This window comes from Palleronia salina, from assembly GCF_900141995.1.
GTDB lineage: Bacteria > Pseudomonadota > Alphaproteobacteria > Rhodobacterales > Rhodobacteraceae > Palleronia > Palleronia salina.
The window spans coordinates 21,937-38,271 of the sequence record NZ_FQZA01000001.1 but is presented as its reverse complement, the minus strand read 5'-3'; the positions used below and the strand labels follow the sequence as shown (position 1 = coordinate 38,271).

Annotated in this window: 17 protein-coding genes and 1 tRNA gene; 7 read left to right on the top strand and 11 right to left on the bottom strand. The window is 68.6% G+C overall.

The features are described from left to right. Positions 1-92 precede the first annotated feature (92 nt). The 3 genes from zwf to BUB76_RS00180 form a co-directional block, all read right to left on the bottom strand. Positions 93-1,547 carry a glucose-6-phosphate dehydrogenase gene (gene zwf / locus BUB76_RS00190; protein WP_073125293.1) on the bottom strand — a complete coding sequence of 485 codons (1,455 nt, stop codon included), beginning with the start codon at positions 1,545-1,547 and terminating at the stop codon, positions 93-95. A 125-nt stretch (positions 1,548-1,672) separates the two neighbouring features. Next, a complete protein-coding gene (locus BUB76_RS00185; RefSeq protein WP_073125290.1) occupies positions 1,673-2,257 on the bottom strand; it encodes an HNH endonuclease in 585 nt (194 codons plus the stop codon). Between the two features lie 177 nt (positions 2,258-2,434). Further along, positions 2,435-3,088 carry a fumarylacetoacetate hydrolase family protein gene (locus tag BUB76_RS00180; protein ID WP_073125287.1) on the bottom strand — a complete coding sequence of 218 codons (654 nt, stop codon included), beginning with the start codon at positions 3,086-3,088 and terminating at the stop codon, positions 2,435-2,437. 227 nt (positions 3,089-3,315) lie between these two features. On the opposite strand from BUB76_RS00180, the gene rpmF reads away from it, so the two are divergent. The 7 genes from rpmF (at position 3,316) to BUB76_RS00145 (ending at position 8,138) form a co-directional block, all read left to right on the top strand. Then, complete coding sequence (gene rpmF / locus BUB76_RS00175) at positions 3,316-3,522, top strand: 50S ribosomal protein L32 (RefSeq protein WP_073125284.1); 207 nt, start codon at positions 3,316-3,318, stop codon at positions 3,520-3,522. Between the two features lie 88 nt (positions 3,523-3,610). Continuing rightward, positions 3,611-4,645, top strand: coding sequence for a phosphate acyltransferase PlsX (plsX, locus tag BUB76_RS00170; RefSeq protein ID WP_236737844.1), 1,035 nt, complete (start codon positions 3,611-3,613; stop codon positions 4,643-4,645). Positions 4,646-4,647: 2 nt separating this feature from the next. Continuing rightward, complete coding sequence (locus BUB76_RS00165; RefSeq protein ID WP_073126450.1) at positions 4,648-5,616, top strand: beta-ketoacyl-ACP synthase III; 969 nt, start codon at positions 4,648-4,650, stop codon at positions 5,614-5,616. Between the two features lie 91 nt (positions 5,617-5,707). Further along, entirely contained in the window at positions 5,708-6,010 is a 303-nt protein-coding gene (gene ihfA, locus BUB76_RS00160) for an integration host factor subunit alpha (RefSeq protein ID WP_073125277.1), read from the top strand. Between the two features lie 4 nt (positions 6,011-6,014). After that, positions 6,015-6,881 carry a MerR family transcriptional regulator gene (locus tag BUB76_RS18075; RefSeq protein ID WP_073125275.1) on the top strand — a complete coding sequence of 289 codons (867 nt, stop codon included), beginning with the start codon at positions 6,015-6,017 and terminating at the stop codon, positions 6,879-6,881. 66 nt (positions 6,882-6,947) lie between these two features. Beyond that, positions 6,948-7,024, top strand: a tRNA-Pro gene (locus BUB76_RS00150). A 43-nt stretch (positions 7,025-7,067) separates the two neighbouring features. Next, a complete protein-coding gene (locus tag BUB76_RS00145; protein ID WP_073125271.1) occupies positions 7,068-8,138 on the top strand; it encodes a 2'-deoxycytidine 5'-triphosphate deaminase in 1,071 nt (356 codons plus the stop codon). 9 nt (positions 8,139-8,147) lie between these two features. Here the strand turns inward: BUB76_RS00145 and BUB76_RS00140 are convergent, their stop codons facing one another. From BUB76_RS00140 to BUB76_RS00105, 8 genes are all read right to left on the bottom strand, one after another. Continuing rightward, positions 8,148-8,825, bottom strand: a complete 678-nt coding sequence (locus BUB76_RS00140) for a nitroreductase family protein (protein WP_073125268.1) — start codon at positions 8,823-8,825, stop codon at positions 8,148-8,150. Further along, positions 8,822-9,028, bottom strand: coding sequence for a hypothetical protein (locus tag BUB76_RS00135; protein ID WP_139250737.1), 207 nt, complete (start codon positions 9,026-9,028; stop codon positions 8,822-8,824). The genes BUB76_RS00140 and BUB76_RS00135 overlap by 4 nt, the downstream gene beginning before the upstream one ends. Further along, the gene (gene scpB / locus BUB76_RS00130) at positions 9,025-9,690 is read right to left on the bottom strand and encodes an SMC-Scp complex subunit ScpB (protein WP_073125261.1); all 666 of its coding nucleotides are present in this window, start codon (positions 9,688-9,690) and stop codon (positions 9,025-9,027) included. Before scpB ends, BUB76_RS00135 begins: the two co-directional genes overlap by 4 nt. After that, on the bottom strand, positions 9,683-10,465 hold the full coding sequence (locus tag BUB76_RS00125) for a segregation and condensation protein A (protein ID WP_073125258.1): 783 nt from the start codon (positions 10,463-10,465) through the stop codon (positions 9,683-9,685). The genes scpB and BUB76_RS00125 overlap by 8 nt, the downstream gene beginning before the upstream one ends. Continuing rightward, on the bottom strand, positions 10,458-11,453 hold the full coding sequence (locus BUB76_RS00120; protein ID WP_073125255.1) for a glycoside hydrolase family 3 N-terminal domain-containing protein: 996 nt from the start codon (positions 11,451-11,453) through the stop codon (positions 10,458-10,460). The genes BUB76_RS00125 and BUB76_RS00120 overlap by 8 nt, the downstream gene beginning before the upstream one ends. After that, positions 11,450-12,475 carry an SPOR domain-containing protein gene (locus BUB76_RS18235; RefSeq protein ID WP_073125252.1) on the bottom strand — a complete coding sequence of 342 codons (1,026 nt, stop codon included), beginning with the start codon at positions 12,473-12,475 and terminating at the stop codon, positions 11,450-11,452. The genes BUB76_RS00120 and BUB76_RS18235 overlap by 4 nt, the downstream gene beginning before the upstream one ends. A 198-nt stretch (positions 12,476-12,673) precedes the next feature. Beyond that, a complete protein-coding gene (argS, locus tag BUB76_RS00110) occupies positions 12,674-14,392 on the bottom strand; it encodes an arginine--tRNA ligase (protein ID WP_073125248.1) in 1,719 nt (572 codons plus the stop codon). 79 nt (positions 14,393-14,471) lie between these two features. Further along, positions 14,472-16,301 carry a cation:proton antiporter gene (locus tag BUB76_RS00105; RefSeq protein WP_073125244.1) on the bottom strand — a complete coding sequence of 610 codons (1,830 nt, stop codon included), beginning with the start codon at positions 16,299-16,301 and terminating at the stop codon, positions 14,472-14,474. Positions 16,302-16,335: the final 34 nt, after the last annotated feature.

Here is a 16,335-nt window from a genome sequence, read left to right as displayed (position 1 = left end):
AGCGATCGCCGGCTGCGCCGGACCGGGGGGCTCCGCCCGTTCGCCCCTCGATCGCTCCACCGGAGCGATCGCCGGCTGCGCCGGACCGGGGCTCACTCCTTGATGTCGCGCCAGCGGCGGTTCTCGCGGTGCATGAGCATCGCCGCCTCTTCCGGGCCCGCCGTGCCGGGCTCGTACTCGTGCGGGCGGTCGTCGCGGTCCTGCCACCCGTTGATGATCGGATCGGTCCAGGCCCAGGCCGCCTCGACCTCGTCGCCGCGCATGAACAGGGTCTGGTTGCCGCGCACAACGTCCATGATCAGCCGCTCGTAGGCCTCGGGCACAGCCTCGCCATCGCTGCCGAGCGCATCGGCGAAGGTCATGTCCAGCGGCACGTCGATCAGGCGCATGCCGCCCGGTCCCGGCTCCTTGATGGTGACGCCCAGCTTCATGCCGTCATTGGGCTGGAGCCGGATGGTCAGGATGTTGCGGTGCCGCCCGGCCTGCGCGCCGAAGATGGAGTGCGGCGCGTCCTTGAACACCACCGCGATCTCGGACTGGCGCGCGCGCAGGCGCTTGCCGGTGCGGATGTAGAACGGCGTGCCGGCCCACCGCCAGTTCGACACGTGCAGCTTCATGGCGATGAAGGACTCGGTCCGGCTTTCGTCGTTCTCCACGTCGTCGATGTAGGAATTCGCCTTGCCCTTGGCCTCGTACTGGCCGCGTACGATGTCGGCGGGATCGACCGGGTCCAGCGCGCGGATCACCTTGAGCTTCTCGTCGCGCACCGCGTCGGGATCGAAACGCGACGGCGGCTCCATGGCGATCAGGCACAGAAGCTGCATCAGGTGGTTCTGCACCATGTCCCGCATGGCGCCCGACTTGTCGTAGTAGCTGCCGCGTCCGCCGACGCCCACCGTTTCGGCCACGGTGATCTGGATGTGATCCACGTATTGCGCGTTCCACAGCGGCTCGAACAGCACATTGGCGAAGCGCACGACCATCAGGTTCTGGACGGTTTCCTTCCCCAGGTAATGGTCGATGCGGTAGATCTGCGTCTCGTCGAAATGCTCGGCCAGCGTGGCGTTCAGCGCTTTCGCCGACTCGAGGTCGCGGCCGAACGGCTTCTCGACCACGATCCGCGAGTCCCGCCCGGCGATCTTGTGGTGATGCAGCCGTTCCGCGAGGTCGCCGAACAGCGCGGGCGCCACCGAAAAATAGAAGGCCCGCACGACACCGTCGCGCATGAGCTGGTTGAGTTCCTTCCAACCATCCTCGCCCCGCGCGTCAATCGAGACGTAGTGCAGCCGCGACAGGAAGGCGGCGATCTGCTCTTCGCTCTGGTCCGCCTTGGCCAGGAACTCCTTCAACGCGTCGCGCACGTCCTGGCGGTAGCCCTCGTCGTCGAGCTCGGACCGCGCGGCTCCGATGATGCGCGCCTCGGCCGGCATCTGGCCCGCCACGAAGCGACGGTAGAGCCCCGGCAGGATCTTGCGCCGCGCCAGGTCGCCGGTGCCGCCGAAGATCACCAGATCGAAATCGTCCACGGGAATGACGCGCGAGACCATGGCATGTCCTTTCACTGATCCTTGGGCCGGAGAATGCGTCTTGCGCGGTCCGGGTCAAGGCGAAGTTTGGGCGCTAACAGCCTTGCCGCCCGAAAGGTGGCGACCGCGTCACGAACCGCCGGGCCTTACGGCTCCAGTTCGGCATCCCAGTACAGGAAGTCGCGCCACGTCTCGTGCAGGTGGTTGGGCGGGAACCTGCGGCCCATGTTCTTCAGCTCTTCCGCGCCGGGCTGGCGCGGCGGCTTGCGCAGGGTCAGGTGCGTGTCCGACAGGCTGCGCGATCCCTTCGACAGGTTGCATGGCGCGCAGGCGGCCACGACGTTTTCCCAGCTGGTGCGCCCGCCCCGGGCGCGCGGCACCACGTGATCGAAGGTCAGGTCGCTGACGCTGCCGCAGTACTGGCAGCGGAATTCGTCCCTCAGAAACAAATTGAAGCGCGTGAAGGCCACGCGCTTCTGGGGTTTGACGTAATCCTTGAGGACGACCACCGAGGGGATGCGTATCTCGGTGGTGGGGGACCTGACATAGGCGTCGTATTCCGCCACGATCGAGACCCTGTCGAGATAAGCCGCCTTGATCGCATCCTGCCACGGCCAGAGACTGAGCGGGTAGTAGGACAGCGGCCGGTAATCCGCGTTCAGCACCAGGGCCGGGTGATGCCTGAGTGAATTCGGCTCTCTTACGAACTCGTTCCTGAAATCACCATCCATGGTTCGCCTGTCCCTGCCCGTTCTGCGCCAGCCGCGTCGGGGGCTTTCGGGAAAACCCCCGAGACACCTTCGACTATATCTGGCGGTTTCCACCTGACAAGCCCCACATTCGGTATGCGGCGCCTGGCCGCAAGATGGGCACAGGGATGTAACGAGAGGGTGACGCGATGGGCCGTTTCAGACCACGGTTGCCCGCAATTCCGGCAGGCCGGTGATCGACGCGTCGATCCGGTCGCCGCGTTCCACCGCGCCGACGCCCGAGGGCGTGCCGGTCATGACGAGGTCGCCCGCCCGAAGGGTGTAGAGCCCGCCCAGGTCCGCCAGCAATTCCTCCACGCTCCAGACCATGTCGGCGATGCGGCCCTGCTGGCGCATCTTGCCGTTGACCGACAGGGTGATCTCGGCCCCGGCAATGCCGGGCACCTCGTCCGCCGCGCGCAGGGGCGCCAGCACCGCCGAGCCCTCGAAGTCCTTGGCCACGTCCCAGGGGCGCCGATTGTCCTTGGCGCGCGCCTGCAGGTCGCGACGGGTCATGTCCAGCCCCACGCCGTAGGCGACGGGTTCCGCACCCTGCCCCAGCGCCACCACCAGCTCGACCTCGTGGTGCAGGTCGGCGGTGCGCGGCGGATAGGGCAGATCGCCGCCCGCCGCGACGACGGCGTGGGCGGACTTGGTGAAGTAGAACGGCGCCTCGCGGTCGACCTCGTTGCCCATCTCGGCCGCGTGGGCGGCATAGTTCCGGCCGACGCAGAAAACGCGGTGGATCGGATAGGCGCCATGCCCCGCGATCTCGACGCTGGGCTGAGGGGCGGGATCGAACAGGAAGGGCATGGTGATATCCTTGGATTCGGGGCGCGGCGCCCGCCAAGGTAACCGTCCCGGCAGCCCCTTGCCAAGGTGCCGTCGGCCCCGCAGGAAAAGGGTCCGAGAATCTTCGAACGCGCCCCGACGCGGGGCTTGATCCTTTTCGGCGAAGGGCGTATTGCGCGGCTTCAATCGAAATTCGGGCCGCGAAGGCCTGCCTCGGGGCATTCGCCCCTCAAAGCGAAGGTCACATCATGGCTGTCCCACAGAATAAAGTCACCAAATCGCGCCGCAACATGCGCCGGGCCCACGACGGTCTGACCGCCGACAACCCGGCCGAGTGCCCGAACTGCGGCGAGATGAAGCGCCCGCACCACGTCTGCGGTGCCTGCGGCCACTATGCCGAGCGTGAAGTCGTCGCCCAGGCCGACGAGATCGATCTCGACGACGACGCAGCCTAAGCTGCGACCGGCCTTGCCGAACGACACCCACCATTCCAAGGAACCCGAGCGCGCCCATCCGGGGCTCGTGACCGTTTCCGTGGATGCCATGGGCAGCGACAAGGGGCCGGCCACGGTCGTCGAAGGCATCGCCAAGTCGATCCGGAAGAATCCCGACCTGGCCATCCTGCTGCACGGGCGGGCCGACGAATTGACTCCGCTCATTGCCAAGCACGGGATCGAGGACGCCGTCACCCTGCATGACGCGGCCGATGTCGTGACAATGGATGAAAAGCCCAGCCACGTGATGCGTCACGGCAAGGGCACCTCCATGTGGTCCTGTATCGACTCGGTCCGCGCGGGCGACGCGCAGGTCGCCGTCAGTTGCGGCAATACCGGCGCGCTGATGGCGGTCAGCATGGTGCGTCTGCGCAAGCTGGAAGGCGTGAATCGCCCCGCCATCGCCTGCCTCTGGCCGTCGCGCAACCCGTCGGGCTTCAACGTCATGCTGGACGTGGGCGCCGACATCCGCGCGGACGAGGACGACCTGCTGCAATTCGCGCTCATGGGGGCGTCCTATGCCCGCAACGGCATGGGGCTGGCGCGACCGCGCATCGGCCTGCTGAACGTGGGCACCGAGGAGCACAAGGGCCGTGCCGAGCTGAAGGTCGCCCATGACCTGATCGCGCACAACGCCCCCAAGGCCGATTTCGAATTCGTCGGCTTCGTCGAGGGCGGCGACATCCCGTCCGACCGGGTGGACGTGATCGTGACCGACGGCTTCACCGGCAACGTCGCCCTGAAGACCGGCGAAGGCACGGCGCAGTTGATCCGTGACCTCATGCGCGAGGCCTTCAATCACTCGATCCTGTCGAAATTCGCCGCTGTGCTGGCGCTGGGGTCGCTGAAGCGGCTGCAGAAGCGGATCGACCCCCGCCGCGCCAATGGCGGCGTCTTCCTCGGCCTGAACGGCACGGTCATCAAGAGCCACGGCTCGGCCGACGCCACCGGCGTGTCCGCGGCCGTGAAGCTCGCCTACGAGCTGGGGCTTTCCAACTTCAACGAGCGGCTCGCCGCACGGGTGGCCTCGGCCGAAGGCTATGGCAGCGATGGCGCCCCGGATGACGAGAGGACGGCATCGTGAGCGTGCTGCGCGCCCAGGTGCGCGGGGTGGGCCACTACCTGCCGGACCGCGTGGTCGAGAACGCCGAGTTCGAGAAGACGCTCGACACGACGGACGAATGGATTCGGACCCGCTCGGGGATCGAGCGCCGCCATTTCGCCGCCGAAGGCGAGACCACGTCGCAGATGGCCACGGCCGCCGCGCGGGCCGCGCTGGACGATGCCGGCATGGACGCCGGTGACCTGGACGCGGTGATCGTCGCCACATCGACCCCCGACCTGACCTTTCCCTCCGCCGCGACCATGGTGCAGGCGCAGCTGGGGATGACCGGCGGCTTTGCCTTCGACGTGCAGGCCGTCTGCGCCGGGTTCGTCTACGCGCTGACGACCGCGAACGCGCTGATCGTGGCCGGGCAGGCCCGGCGCGTCATGGTCATCGGGGCCGAAACCTTCAGCCGCATCATGGACTGGACCGACCGGGGCACCTGCGTGCTTTTCGGTGACGGCGCCGGCGCGCTCCTGCTCGAGGGCGGCGAGGCCGACGGCGCGTCCACCGACCGCGGCATCCTGGCGTGCGACTTGCATTCCGACGGCCAGTATCGCGACATCCTGTATGTCGACGGCGGCGTCAGCACCGACACGGTCGGCAAGCTTCGGATGGAGGGCAAGGAAGTCTTCCGCCACGCCATCGAGAAGCTGGCCGCGACCGCCCATGCCGCGCTGGACAAGGCCGGACTGGGCGCCGACGACGTGAGCTGGATCGTGCCGCACCAGGCCAACCTGCGGATCATCAAGGGCACCGCGCAGCGCATGGGCGTGGGCATGGACCGGGTCGTGGTGACCGTGCCCGACCACGGAAACACCTCGGCCGCGTCGATCCCGCTGGCACTGTCGGTGGCTCGCCAGCGCGGCCAGATCAAGGACGGCGACCTCGTCGTGACCGAGGCGATCGGCGGCGGTCTGGCCTGGGGCAGCGTCGTCCTGCGCTGGTAGCCGCTATCCCCTCGCCTTTTCCGGCGCTCGCATTGACTTTGAAACCACGCGCCGCCATGGTTCCCGCAGCCAGCTCCGGGGGGATTTGGATATGTCGGACAAGACCTTAACGCGCATGGACCTTAGCGAGGCCGTCTTTCAGGAGGTCGGCCTGTCGCGCAACGAATCCGCGCAACTGGTCGAATCCGTGCTGGGTCACATGTCCGATGCCCTTGCCGCGGGCGAGCAGGTGAAGATCTCGTCCTTCGGCACATTCTCGGTCCGCGCGAAATCGGCGCGGATCGGCCGCAACCCGAAGACCGGCGAAGAGGTGCCCATTCACCCCCGCCGCGTGCTGACCTTCCGCCCCTCGCATCTGATGAAGGACCGCGTGGCGGCCGGCAACAAGGGCTGACCCCATGGCCAAGTCGCCGGACGCGTTCCGCACCATCAGCGAAGTGGCCGAATGGCTGGACGTTCCCACCCATGTCCTGCGCTTCTGGGAATCGCGGTTCACCCAGGTGAAACCGGTCAAACGCGCCGGCGGACGGCGTTATTATCGCCCAGCCGACATGGAGCTGCTGGGCGGTATCAAGCAGCTTCTGCATGAAGACGGGCTGACCATCCGCGGGGTTCAGAAACTCCTGCGCGAGGAAGGCGTGCGCCACGTGGCCGCCCTGTCGCCACCGCTGGAAACCGATCCGGCCCTCCAAGACGGCGGGACCAGCAACGTCGTGCCGCTACAGCGCGCCGGCAGCCCCGCGCAAGACCCCGATGCCGCGCTGAGCCGTTGGCCCTTCGTCGATGACGAAGCGCCCGGAACACCGGAAGGCGACGCGCAGGAAAGCGGACAGGCCGCCGACACGCCCGCCGCGGCGCAGGGCGACATGTTCGCCGCTGGCGTGAATGAAAATCCGCCAGCTCCGCAAGACGACGCTGCGCCGGGCGATACGCGTGAGGCCGACGCGCCCGAAAGCGAGGCGGTCGATACCGCCGACGCCGCGCCGGAAGAGCCGTCCGACGAGGCCGCGTCCGACGAGGCTCCGGCAGAGGATACTGTGGTCGAGGAATCGGCGGGCTCATCGGCACCCGAGGCACCCGATCGCACGCCCCTGCCCCAGCCTGACGAACTGGACGAACAGGCGATCTCGGTCGAGGTCACGGCAGCTCTGAGCGGGCTCGCCCGGCTCACCGTCGCGCAGAAAAGGCGCCATGCCGACGCGCTGTCCCACGCGCTCGACCGGGCGCAAAGCCTGAAGCGCGCGATGGACCGCGCGGATGCCTGAAGCTTTTCGGATTTCCTGCATTCGGCCCTTGCCTCTGCCGTGTGCTGGGGTAAAAGGCCGCTCAGTCGGGCTATGGCGCAGCCTGGTAGCGCGTCCGTCTGGGGGACGGAAGGTCGCAGGTTCGAGTCCTGCTAGCCCGACCAATCATACCCCACCTGAGCTTCGGCACCCGATGCCGACACCCGCTTGACCGGCGTTCTGCCCAGTCAGGCGATCCGCCGGATGGTGGCCGATGGCGCCATCGCGGCCGAGGTTCCGGTGACCGATGCGCAGGTGCAGCCCGCGTCGCTGGATTTGCGGCTGGGCAACGTGGCCTACCGCGTCCGCGCGTCCTTCCTGGCCGGGCACGGCGCGAGCGTGGCGCAGCGGCTCGACGAATTCTCCATGCACCGGATCGACCTGACCGATGGCGCTGTCCTGGAAAAGGGCTGCGTCTACGTCGTCCCGCTGCTGGAGCGTTTGCGCCTGCCCGACGGCCTGCGCGCGGTCGCCAACGCCAAGTCCTCGACCGGGCGGCTGGACCTTCTCACGCGGATGATCACCGATGGCGGGGCCGAGTTCGACCGCGTGGCCGAAGGCTATGACGGACCGCTCTACGCCGAGATCTGTCCCCGGTCGTTCTCGGTGCTGGTGCGGCCGGGCATGGCGCTGAACCAGATCCGCTTCCGCGCCGGAGAGGCGGTGCTGAACGACGACGCACTGACCGCGTTGCACGACCGCGAGGGGCTGGTGGACGGCACGCCCCATATCGACGACGGGCTTGGCTTCTCGGTCGACCTGCGGCCCGCGGACGGCACGCTGGTGGGCTACCGCGCCAAGCCCCATAGCGGTGTCGTCGACCTGGGCCGCGTGGGCCATTACCCGGCCGCCGAGTTCTGGGAGGAAATCCACGCCGACGCGGGCCGGATCATCCTCGACCCCGGCGCCTTCTACATCCTCGTCAGCCGCGAGGCAGTGACCATCCCGCCCGATCACGCCGCCGAAATGGCGCCCTACCTGGCCATGGTGGGCGAATTCCGGGTGCATTACGCGGGCTTCTTCGATCCGGGCTTCGGCCACGCCGAGGCGGGCGGCGCGGGGGCGCGTGGCGTGCTGGAAGTGCGCTGCCACGAGGCGCCTTTCGTTCTGGAACACGGGCAGATCGTCGGGCGATTGATCTACGAGCGCATGTCGGAGACGCCCGAGACGCTCTACGGTCGCGAGATCAAGTCGAACTACCAGGGACAGGGCCTGAAGCTCGCCAAGCATTTCGTCTGAGGCGCCGCCTCAGCGGATGGTCAGGATCTCGTCCAGCGGCTTCTTCTTCCCCGCGTGGGCCGGGACGCGCGCATCTTCGGCGGCATAGCCCACGGCAAGGATCATCACCGGCTTCTCGGCCTCGGGGCGGCCGCAGATCTCGCGCAGGAACCCCATGGGCGCGGGGGTGTGCGTCAGGCAATCCAGCCCCGCCTGGTGCAGCGTCGCGATCAGGAAGCCGCAGGCGATCCCCACGCTTTCGGGCACGTAGTAGTGCTTGACCCGGCCGCCCTGCCCGTCCTCGCCCCAACGCTGGGCGAAGATCACGATCAGCCACGGGGCATCGGTCAGGTGCGGCTTGTCGGCATCGGTGCCGATGGGCGCCAGCGCGTCCAGCCAGGCCTGCCCCGCCTGCCCGTCGTAGAAGGCGCGCTCTTCCTCCTCGGCGGCGGCGCGGATGGCGGCCTTGGTCCCGGCGTCGCGGATCGCCACGAAATGCCAGGGCTGCTGGTTGGCCCCCGACGGCGCCCGGCCCGCGGCGGCGACGGCGGCGCGGATTGCGGCTTCGGGCACGTCGCGGGAGGAAAAGTCGCGCACGGTGCGTCGCGTGGCGAGGGACGCGAACGCAGCCTCGGCCGCCTGTGCGGGATCTTCGGGCCGGTCGCGCACCGGCAGCGGCTCGGCCTCGTAGGTGGTGGCGTCGCTCACCGGAAGCGGCCGATCTTGCGCATCATCTTCAGCGCCTGCTTGGACCGGTTCGCGTTCTTGCGCGCGGCCTGGTGGCGCCGGCGTTCCTCGGGGGTCATGTCCTTCTTGGCCTTGTCGGCCCCGTAGGCACGATCGATCCCCTTGCTCACGCCGATATGCAGGACCTTGCGCAGGAAGAAGCGCAGCATCGCATTCGCATTCATTGGTCGGTCTCCCCCTCGTCGGTCTCGCCTTCGCCGTCGAACATGTCGGACTGGTCGTCGTCGGTTTCAACCTCGTCGCCACCTGTGCCCGGCACGGGGCGGTTCTCCAGCAGCCCGGCGGCGCGCAGGTCTTTCAGCCCCGGCAGGTCGCGCGCGGACTCCAGTCCGAAGTGATCGAGGAAGCCCTGGGTGACCACGAAGGTCACGGGGCGGCCCGGCGTGGCGCGGCGGCGGCCGAAGCGGATCCATTCAAGCTCGAGCAGCTGGTCGATGGTGCCGCGGCTGACGCTGACGCCGCGGATCTCCTCGATCTCGGCCCGGGTGCAGGGCTGGTGGTAGGCGACGATGGCCAGGGTCTCGATCGCCGCGCGGCTGAGCTTGCGCGTTTCGACCACCTCGCGCTGCATGAGATAGCCCAGGTCCGACGCCGTCCGCATGGCCCAGGCCTCGCCCACCTTCATCACGGTGACGCCGCGCCCCTCGTAACGCTTGCGCAGCAGGTCCAGCGCCGCGGCCGCGTCGCAGCCATGGGGCATGCGCGCGTTCAGCTCGGCCACCGTCACCGGCTCGGCCGACGCGAACAGGATCGCTTCGACCATGCGCTCCTGGTCGGCCAGCGGCGGCGCATCGAAAAGCGGCGGGTTGAGGTCGGGCTCAGCCATCGTGGCGGCGGCGGATCTGGATGGGGGCGAAGGTGTCGCCCTGCCGGATCTCGATCTTGCCGGCCTTGGCCAGTTCGAGCGAGGCGGCGAAGTTCGAGGCCGTGGCCGAGCGGCGGCGCACCGGGTCGCTGCCCCAGCCATCGGGCATGTAGCTGGACAGGTCGGTCCAGCTGCCCGCGAAATTGATCAGGTTGCGCATCCGGTCCAGCGCTTCCTCCATGGTCATGACCGATTGGCGGTCCATCACGAACGGGCGGAACTCATCCCGCGTGCGGATGCGCGCGTATCCCTGCATGAGGTCCAGCAGCGTGGCCGAGTAGCGCACGCGGCGCACCCGTTCATAGCTTTCGGGAATGCCGCGGGCGAAGAAATCGCGGCCCAGCTGGTCGCGCGCCATCAGCTTGGCGCCCGCCTCGCGCATGGCCTCGAGCCGTTCAAGCTGGAACGCCAGGTGCGCGGCCAGGTCCTCGCCCGAGGGGCCGTCATCCTCGGGATCGGGCGGCAGCAGCAGCCGCGATTTGAGAAAGGCGAGCCACGCGGCCATCACCAGGTAATCCGCCGCAAGCTCGATCCGCAGTTCGCGCGCGCGCTCGACGAAGGCAAGGTACTGCTTGGCCAGCGCCAGGACCGAGATCTGCCGCAGGTCGACCTTCTGGGTGCGCGACAGGGTCAGCAGCAGGTCCAGCGGCCCCTCGAACCCGTCCACGTCCACGATCAGCGCCTCGGCCGCCAGCCGGTCGCTCACGTGGGATTGCAGGTGTTCGATTTCAGCCATCGGCCCGTCCGCGCAGAAGGCCGTCAAGTTCGGCCTCGAGCGCGTGGATGTCAACCGGGTCGGGCGCGTGGCGGCGCGCCAGCGCGGCATCCGCGCGGGCCAACGCGGCGCCCTGCAGCGGGCCGCAATGCGAGGCGCAATCGCGCATCTCGGCCATGTCGCCGTTGCAGTGCAGCGCCATGTCCACGCCCGCCGCGATGGAGGCGGCGGTGCGGTCGCCGATACTGCCCGACAGCGCCTCCATCGACAAATCGTCGGTCATCAGCAGGCCATCGAAGCCGATGCGGTCGCGGATCAGCGCGATTATCGCGGGGTCCTGCGTCGCGGGCCGGTCCGACAGCGCGCGGAACACGATATGCGCGGTCATGCCCATGGGCAGGTCGGCCAGCGCGGCGAAGGGCGCGAAGTCCTGGTCCAGCGCATCGGCATCGGCCGTGACCACCGGCAGGTCCTTGTGGCTGTCGGCCAATGCGCGTCCGTGGCCCGGCATGTGTTTCATCACCGGCAGCACGCCGCCTGCCGTCAGCCCGGCGGCCACCGCGCGGGCGTTGCGGGCCACGGTGTCGGCATCGGTGCCAAGACAGCGGTTGCGCAGGAACGGGTGCGTGTCGGGCCGCGCCACGTCGGCGGTGGGCGCGCAGTTCACGTCGATCCCCACCGCCCGCAGCTCGTCCGCCATCAGGCGCGAGCGGATCCACAGGGCGCGTTCGGGGTCGCTGGCCCGGGTGGCGTGGTCCAGCGGCGGCAGCCAGTCGCGCCAGTGCGGCGGGCCCAGGCGCTGCACCCGGCCGCCTTCCTGGTCCACGAGGATCGGAGCGTCGCGGCCCAGGCAGGCCCGCAGGTCTTCCGTCAGGGCGCGCAGCTGATCGGGCGTCTCGACGTTGCGGGCGAAGAGGATGAATCCCCACGGGTCGGCATCGGTGAAGAAGCGCCGCTCGTCCTCGGCCAGCCGCGTCCCCGCGCAGCCGAGGATGCAGGCGAGGCTCACCTCAGCTCGACCGGGATGCAGTCGGCCGAGCCCGCGACCAGCGCGGTGCAGAAACGGCGGGTGTCGGCCAGGTCGTCGAAGCCCTCGGCGCGCAGGCGGTAGAAGATCTTGCCGCCCGACTCGGCGCGCTGGACCACGCGGCGCTTGCCCTCGAAGTAATCAGGGAAGCGGCCGGCGATCTCGACCCACTGTTCGCGCGCGATCTCGGGGTCGCCGAAGGCGCCCAGCTGGACCAGCCGCGTGCCGATGGCCAGGTCATCGACCGAGACCTCGTCGCTGGGCTGGCCGGCCATGGGGTCGGCCGAGACGATCGCGATATTGCTGGGCGCGACGGTCGTGTCGAGATCGGCGGGCCGTTGCGGCGGGCGGGGCGAACTCGCGGCCGCGACGTCGGTGTCGGCGGACAGCGGCTCTTCTTCATCCATCGCGAAATCCTCGTCCCCGGGCATCGCGGTGTCGGCCTCGGGCGTGGACAACGCCTCGGCCACGGCCAGGTCGGTGGCGAGCGCATCCTCGGCGCCGTTTTCGGCCAGCTCTTCGTCCAGGAACTCGCCGTCCCATGCGCCATCGTCCGTCTCGGGCGCCACAGCCTCGCCCGCATCCGCCACGACCTCGGGCGCCGCGTCGGCGGCCTCGGCTTCGGCAAGTTGGCTCAGCACCGCGGCCGGGCGATCTTCGTCCTCATCCAATGCCATGGGCGGCGGGGCCAGCGTCACCTCTTCGACGGGGCCGCCCGCCTCGCCCACGGCGGCGATCTCGTTCACCGCCAGGCCCTGGTGGGGCGCGCGCATCCCGCCCGGATCCTCGGGCGCGACGCGGAACGCGCCTTCCATGGCCTGCACCACCGGAACCCCGGTGACGTCACGCATGAGCAGCTTGTAACCCCAGACCGACAACCCCGCGATCAGCGCCAGCGATACCACCGCGCCCGAGATGTTGGCCCATTTTCCGAAACTATGCCCGGCGCCCATGATGGCGGACTCGGGCTCACCGTATTCTTCTAGATAGTCGATTTCTGCCATGCCTGCCTCTTGCGGCGCGGGGTTGGCCCCCAAACCGCCTGCCTCTGCCTCAACGAAGGCAACGCGGTGGTCTCGTTAATCGGACCGCTCTGACCGTCACCTCGCGCCTAGCGCTAGCAAAGCCGCCGCGTCCTGCCCAGCCGAAACCGCCCCGTGCCGCCGTTTTTCGCGGGCTGTCGCCCCCGGGGCACGCCGGGGCTAGCGCAGCTCTTCCAGCGGCGTGACGCCGAGGATACCCAGGCCCGCCGACAGGACATTGGCGACCGCGCGCGGCAGCGCCAGCTTGCCCGCCGTCACGCGCGGGTGGTCTTCCTGGATGATGCGCAGCGACGGGTCGTCATTGCCCTTGTTCCACAGGCTGTGGAAGCTCGACGCCAGGTCGTAGAGGTAAAACGCGATGCGGTGCGGCTCGTGGTTCTTCGCCGCGATCTCGACCAGGCGCGGCCACTCGGCCAGCTTGCGTGCCACGTCGAACTCGGCCGGGTCACTCAGCTGCGGCGGCCCCATGGCGATTTCCAGCGCATCCGCCTTGCGCTCGACCGACCGGATGCGGGCGTGGGCGTATTGCACGTAGAAAACCGGGTTGTCCTTGGACTGCTCGACCGCCTTGGCGAAGTCGAAATCCAGCGGCGCGTCGTTCTTGCGCGTGAGCATCGTGAAGCGGGTGACGTCCGGCCCGACCTCGTCCACCACGTCGCGAAGGGTGATGAAATTGCCCGCGCGCTTGGACATGGTGAAGGGCTCGCCGTTCTTCCACAGCTTCACCAGCTGGCACAGCTTGATGTCCAGGGGCACCTGCCCGTCCGACAGCGCGCTGACCGCCGCCTTCATCCGCTTCACGTAGCCGCCGTGGTCGGCGCCGAACACGTCGATCAGCGCGTCGAAGCCCCGGTCGATCTTGTCGTAGTGATAGGCGATGTCGGGCGCGAAATAGGTCCAGCTGCCATCCGACTTCTTCACCGGGCGGTCCACGTCGTCGCCGTGGTCGGTGGAACGGAACAGCGTCTGCTCGCGCGCTTCCCAGTCGTCGGGCAGCTTGCCCTTGGGCGGCTCGAGCGTGCCGACGTAGATTAGGCCCTTGCCGTCCAGCGTGTCGAGCGCCGCCTCGATCCGGCCCGTGCCGTAGAGCGACTTTTCGGAATAGAACTTGTCCATCTCGACACCCAGCGCGGCCAGGTCCGCGCGGATCAGGTCCATCATGGCGTCGGTGGCGAAATCGCGGATCTGTTCCAGCCAGACGTCTTCGCCCTTGTCGACATAGGCGTCGCCGACCTTGTCCTTCAGCGCCTCGCCCACGGCGACAAGGTAGTCGCCCGGGTAGGTGCCGTCGGCAAAGGCGACTTCCTGCCCGTGGGCTTCGAGGTAGCGGAGATAGACGGACCGGGCCAGCACGTCGACCTGCGCGCCGCCGTCGTTGATGTAGTATTCGCGCGTCACGTCCCAGCCGGTGTAGTCCAGCAGGTTGGCCAGCGCGTCCCCGAAGACCGCACCGCGCGTGTGACCCACGTGGAGCGGGCCGGTGGGATTGGCCGAGACGTATTCCACGTTGACCCGCTGCCCCGCCCCCATGTCGGAGCGGCCGAAATCGTGATCCTCGATCACCGTCGCGATCACGTCGGCCCAGACGCTGTCGGCCAGACGCAGGTTGAGGAAGCCCGGCCCGGCGACCTCGGCCTCCGCCACGTGATCAAGCGCGGCCAGCCGCGTGGACAGCGCCGCCGCGATGTCGCGCGGCTTCATCCCGGCGGGCTTGGCCAGCACCATGGCCGCGTTCGTCGCCATGTCGCCATGGGCGGGATCGCGCGGCGGCTCGACCGTGACGTTGGCGGTGTCGAGGCCGCCGGGCAGTTCGCCCGCGGCCTGCATGTCGGCCAGCGCGGCCAGGATGTCGTCACGCATCCGCGCAAACAGGTTCATGGTCTTGTCCTTCGGCTGATCTGCGGGGTCATACCACCCCGCCGCCGCAGGTCAATCGCAACGCGGACCGCCGCGCCGCTCAGGCCGCGTCCTGGCCGCGCTCGGCCTCCTCGGGGGGCAACATGGAGACCAGCCGGACGCCCGGCGCTGTGCTGACCTCGTCATCCTCGCTGACGAAATGGATCTCGCCGCTTTCGTCGATCCAGGCCAGCAGGCGTGCCTCGGGCCGTTTCGCGCGCCAGTCCTCCATCGTGTATTCCTCGGTCAGGCCGGTCACACGGAAGGTCCAGTCGTTCCACATCAGTCGATTGAGCTCGTTATACGTGGCCTCGCCCGCGAATTTCCGGCCGCCGAGGGTGGCGGGAAGGCTGTGGCGCGCCGTCCCGGCCTTTTCGCGGGCGATCTGATACACGTTCTCGCGCCCGAAATGGGGGCCGAGATCGGTGGCGACCAGCGTGTTGTAGGCGTCGTTGTCGGTGGCCGCGACCACCAGCTTGTAGCCATTCAGCTCGATCCGCATCTCGGCGCCTTCGGAGAGGATATCGCCGAAGAAGGTCTCGAGCCCCGCCTCGCGCGCGCGGCGCAGGTGGCCGCGGTTGGGGTCCGTGACCAGCACGGGAATGTCGGCCTTCTTCAGGGCCTGCGCCAGACCGGTGGTCCAGTTGGACCCGCCCACCAGGATGACGCCCGGCGTTTCGGACGCGACGAGACCCAGGAACCGCGCGAAGGGCTTCAGCGTGAAGCCATGCACCACCACGGACGCGGCCACCAGGATGAAGGCCAGAGGACCGATCAACGCGCCATCCTCGACGCCGAGTTCGACCAGGCGCTCACCGAAAAGGCCCGCGACGGCGATCAGCACCACGCCGCGCGGTCCGGTAAAGGCGACGAGCACCTGTTCCTTCCAGGGCAGCTTGGTCCATGCGAGCGCGGCGAAAACGGTCACGGGCCGCGCGATGGAAAGGACCAGCACAACGAAGATGCCCGCCCGCCATGTCAGCTGCGACAGCGCCGCGAAATCCAGTGACGCGGCCAGCAGGATGAAGACACCCGACACAAGCAATATGGTCGCGTGCTCCTTGAAGCGGCGCATCTCCTCGAAAGACGGCAGATCCGCGTTGGCGATCACGATCCCCATGAGCGTCACGGCCAGCAGCCCCGACTCGTGCAGGACAAGGTTCGACGCGGCGAACACTGCGAGGATCGCCACGAACAGCGCTGGCACCTTCATGAACTCGGGCACCTTGGCGCGCTTGAAGGCCCAGACGGTGCCATACCCGCCAGCGGCGCCCAGAACGCAGGCCACCACCAGGCCCAGGATCAGCGACCACGCCGCCTCGCCCACCTGTTCGGCCGTGCGCAGGACCAGCACCACCTCGAAGGCCAGCACGGCGGCCAGGGCGCCGATGGGGTCGTTCAGGATCGCCTCCCATTGCAGAAGGGCGCCGGGGCGGCGCGCCAGCCGCGCACTGCGCAGAAGCGGCGCGATGACGGTGGGGCCGGTGACGATCATGATGCCACCGAAGACGGCCGCGCTTTCCCAACTGGTGCCCGCGCCGTAGCGCAGCGCCAGCGTGCTCAGCAGCCAGCCCAGCGGCGCGCCGATGAAGACCAGCCGCTTCACCCCCTCGGCCGCGTCACGCAGGGTGTGGAAGTTCAGGGTCAGCCCGCCTTCGAACAGGATAATGGCCACCGCTATGCTGATCATCGGCGCGTAAAGCGGCCCGATATCGCGCGCCGGGTCGAAGACGCCCAGGATCGGACCCGCGACGATGCCGGCGACCAGCATCAGCACGATGGCGGGCATCCGCAACTTCCAGGCGAGCCACTGGCTGCCCACGCCCAGGGCGCCCACCAACGCAATTGCCGTGACGGGGTCCAATGCCCCTTCCGCTCCGCCGGTCGCCATGTCTCACCAGTCCCTTATACAGCCACGCCGCACG

What these genes read in the sequence shown, in the direction of transcription:
- BUB76_RS00135 (WP_139250737.1), bottom strand. Translation starts at nt 9,028, where the DNA reads ATGAATGCGAATGCGATGCTGCGCTTCTTCCTGCGCAAGGTCCTGCAT.
- BUB76_RS00180 (WP_073125287.1), bottom strand. Translation starts at nt 3,088, where the DNA reads ATGCCCTTCCTGTTCGATCCCGCCCCTCAGCCCAGCGTCGAGATCGCG.
- argS (WP_073125248.1), bottom strand. Translation starts at nt 14,392, where the DNA reads ATGAACCTGTTTGCGCGGATGCGTGACGACATCCTGGCCGCGCTGGCC.
- ihfA (WP_073125277.1), top strand. Translation starts at nt 5,708, where the DNA reads ATGTCGGACAAGACCTTAACGCGCATGGACCTTAGCGAGGCCGTCTTT.
- BUB76_RS18235 (WP_073125252.1), bottom strand. Translation starts at nt 12,475, where the DNA reads ATGGCAGAAATCGACTATCTAGAAGAATACGGTGAGCCCGAGTCCGCC.
- plsX (WP_236737844.1), top strand. Translation starts at nt 3,611, where the DNA reads ATGGGCAGCGACAAGGGGCCGGCCACGGTCGTCGAAGGCATCGCCAAG.
- zwf (WP_073125293.1), bottom strand. Translation starts at nt 1,547, where the DNA reads ATGGTCTCGCGCGTCATTCCCGTGGACGATTTCGATCTGGTGATCTTC.
- scpB (WP_073125261.1), bottom strand. Translation starts at nt 9,690, where the DNA reads ATGGCTGAGCCCGACCTCAACCCGCCGCTTTTCGATGCGCCGCCGCTG.
- BUB76_RS00125 (WP_073125258.1), bottom strand. Translation starts at nt 10,465, where the DNA reads ATGGCTGAAATCGAACACCTGCAATCCCACGTGAGCGACCGGCTGGCG.
- BUB76_RS18075 (WP_073125275.1), top strand. Translation starts at nt 6,015, where the DNA reads ATGGCCAAGTCGCCGGACGCGTTCCGCACCATCAGCGAAGTGGCCGAA.
- rpmF (WP_073125284.1), top strand. Translation starts at nt 3,316, where the DNA reads ATGGCTGTCCCACAGAATAAAGTCACCAAATCGCGCCGCAACATGCGC.
- BUB76_RS00185 (WP_073125290.1), bottom strand. Translation starts at nt 2,257, where the DNA reads ATGGATGGTGATTTCAGGAACGAGTTCGTAAGAGAGCCGAATTCACTC.
- BUB76_RS00105 (WP_073125244.1), bottom strand. Translation starts at nt 16,301, where the DNA reads ATGGCGACCGGCGGAGCGGAAGGGGCATTGGACCCCGTCACGGCAATT.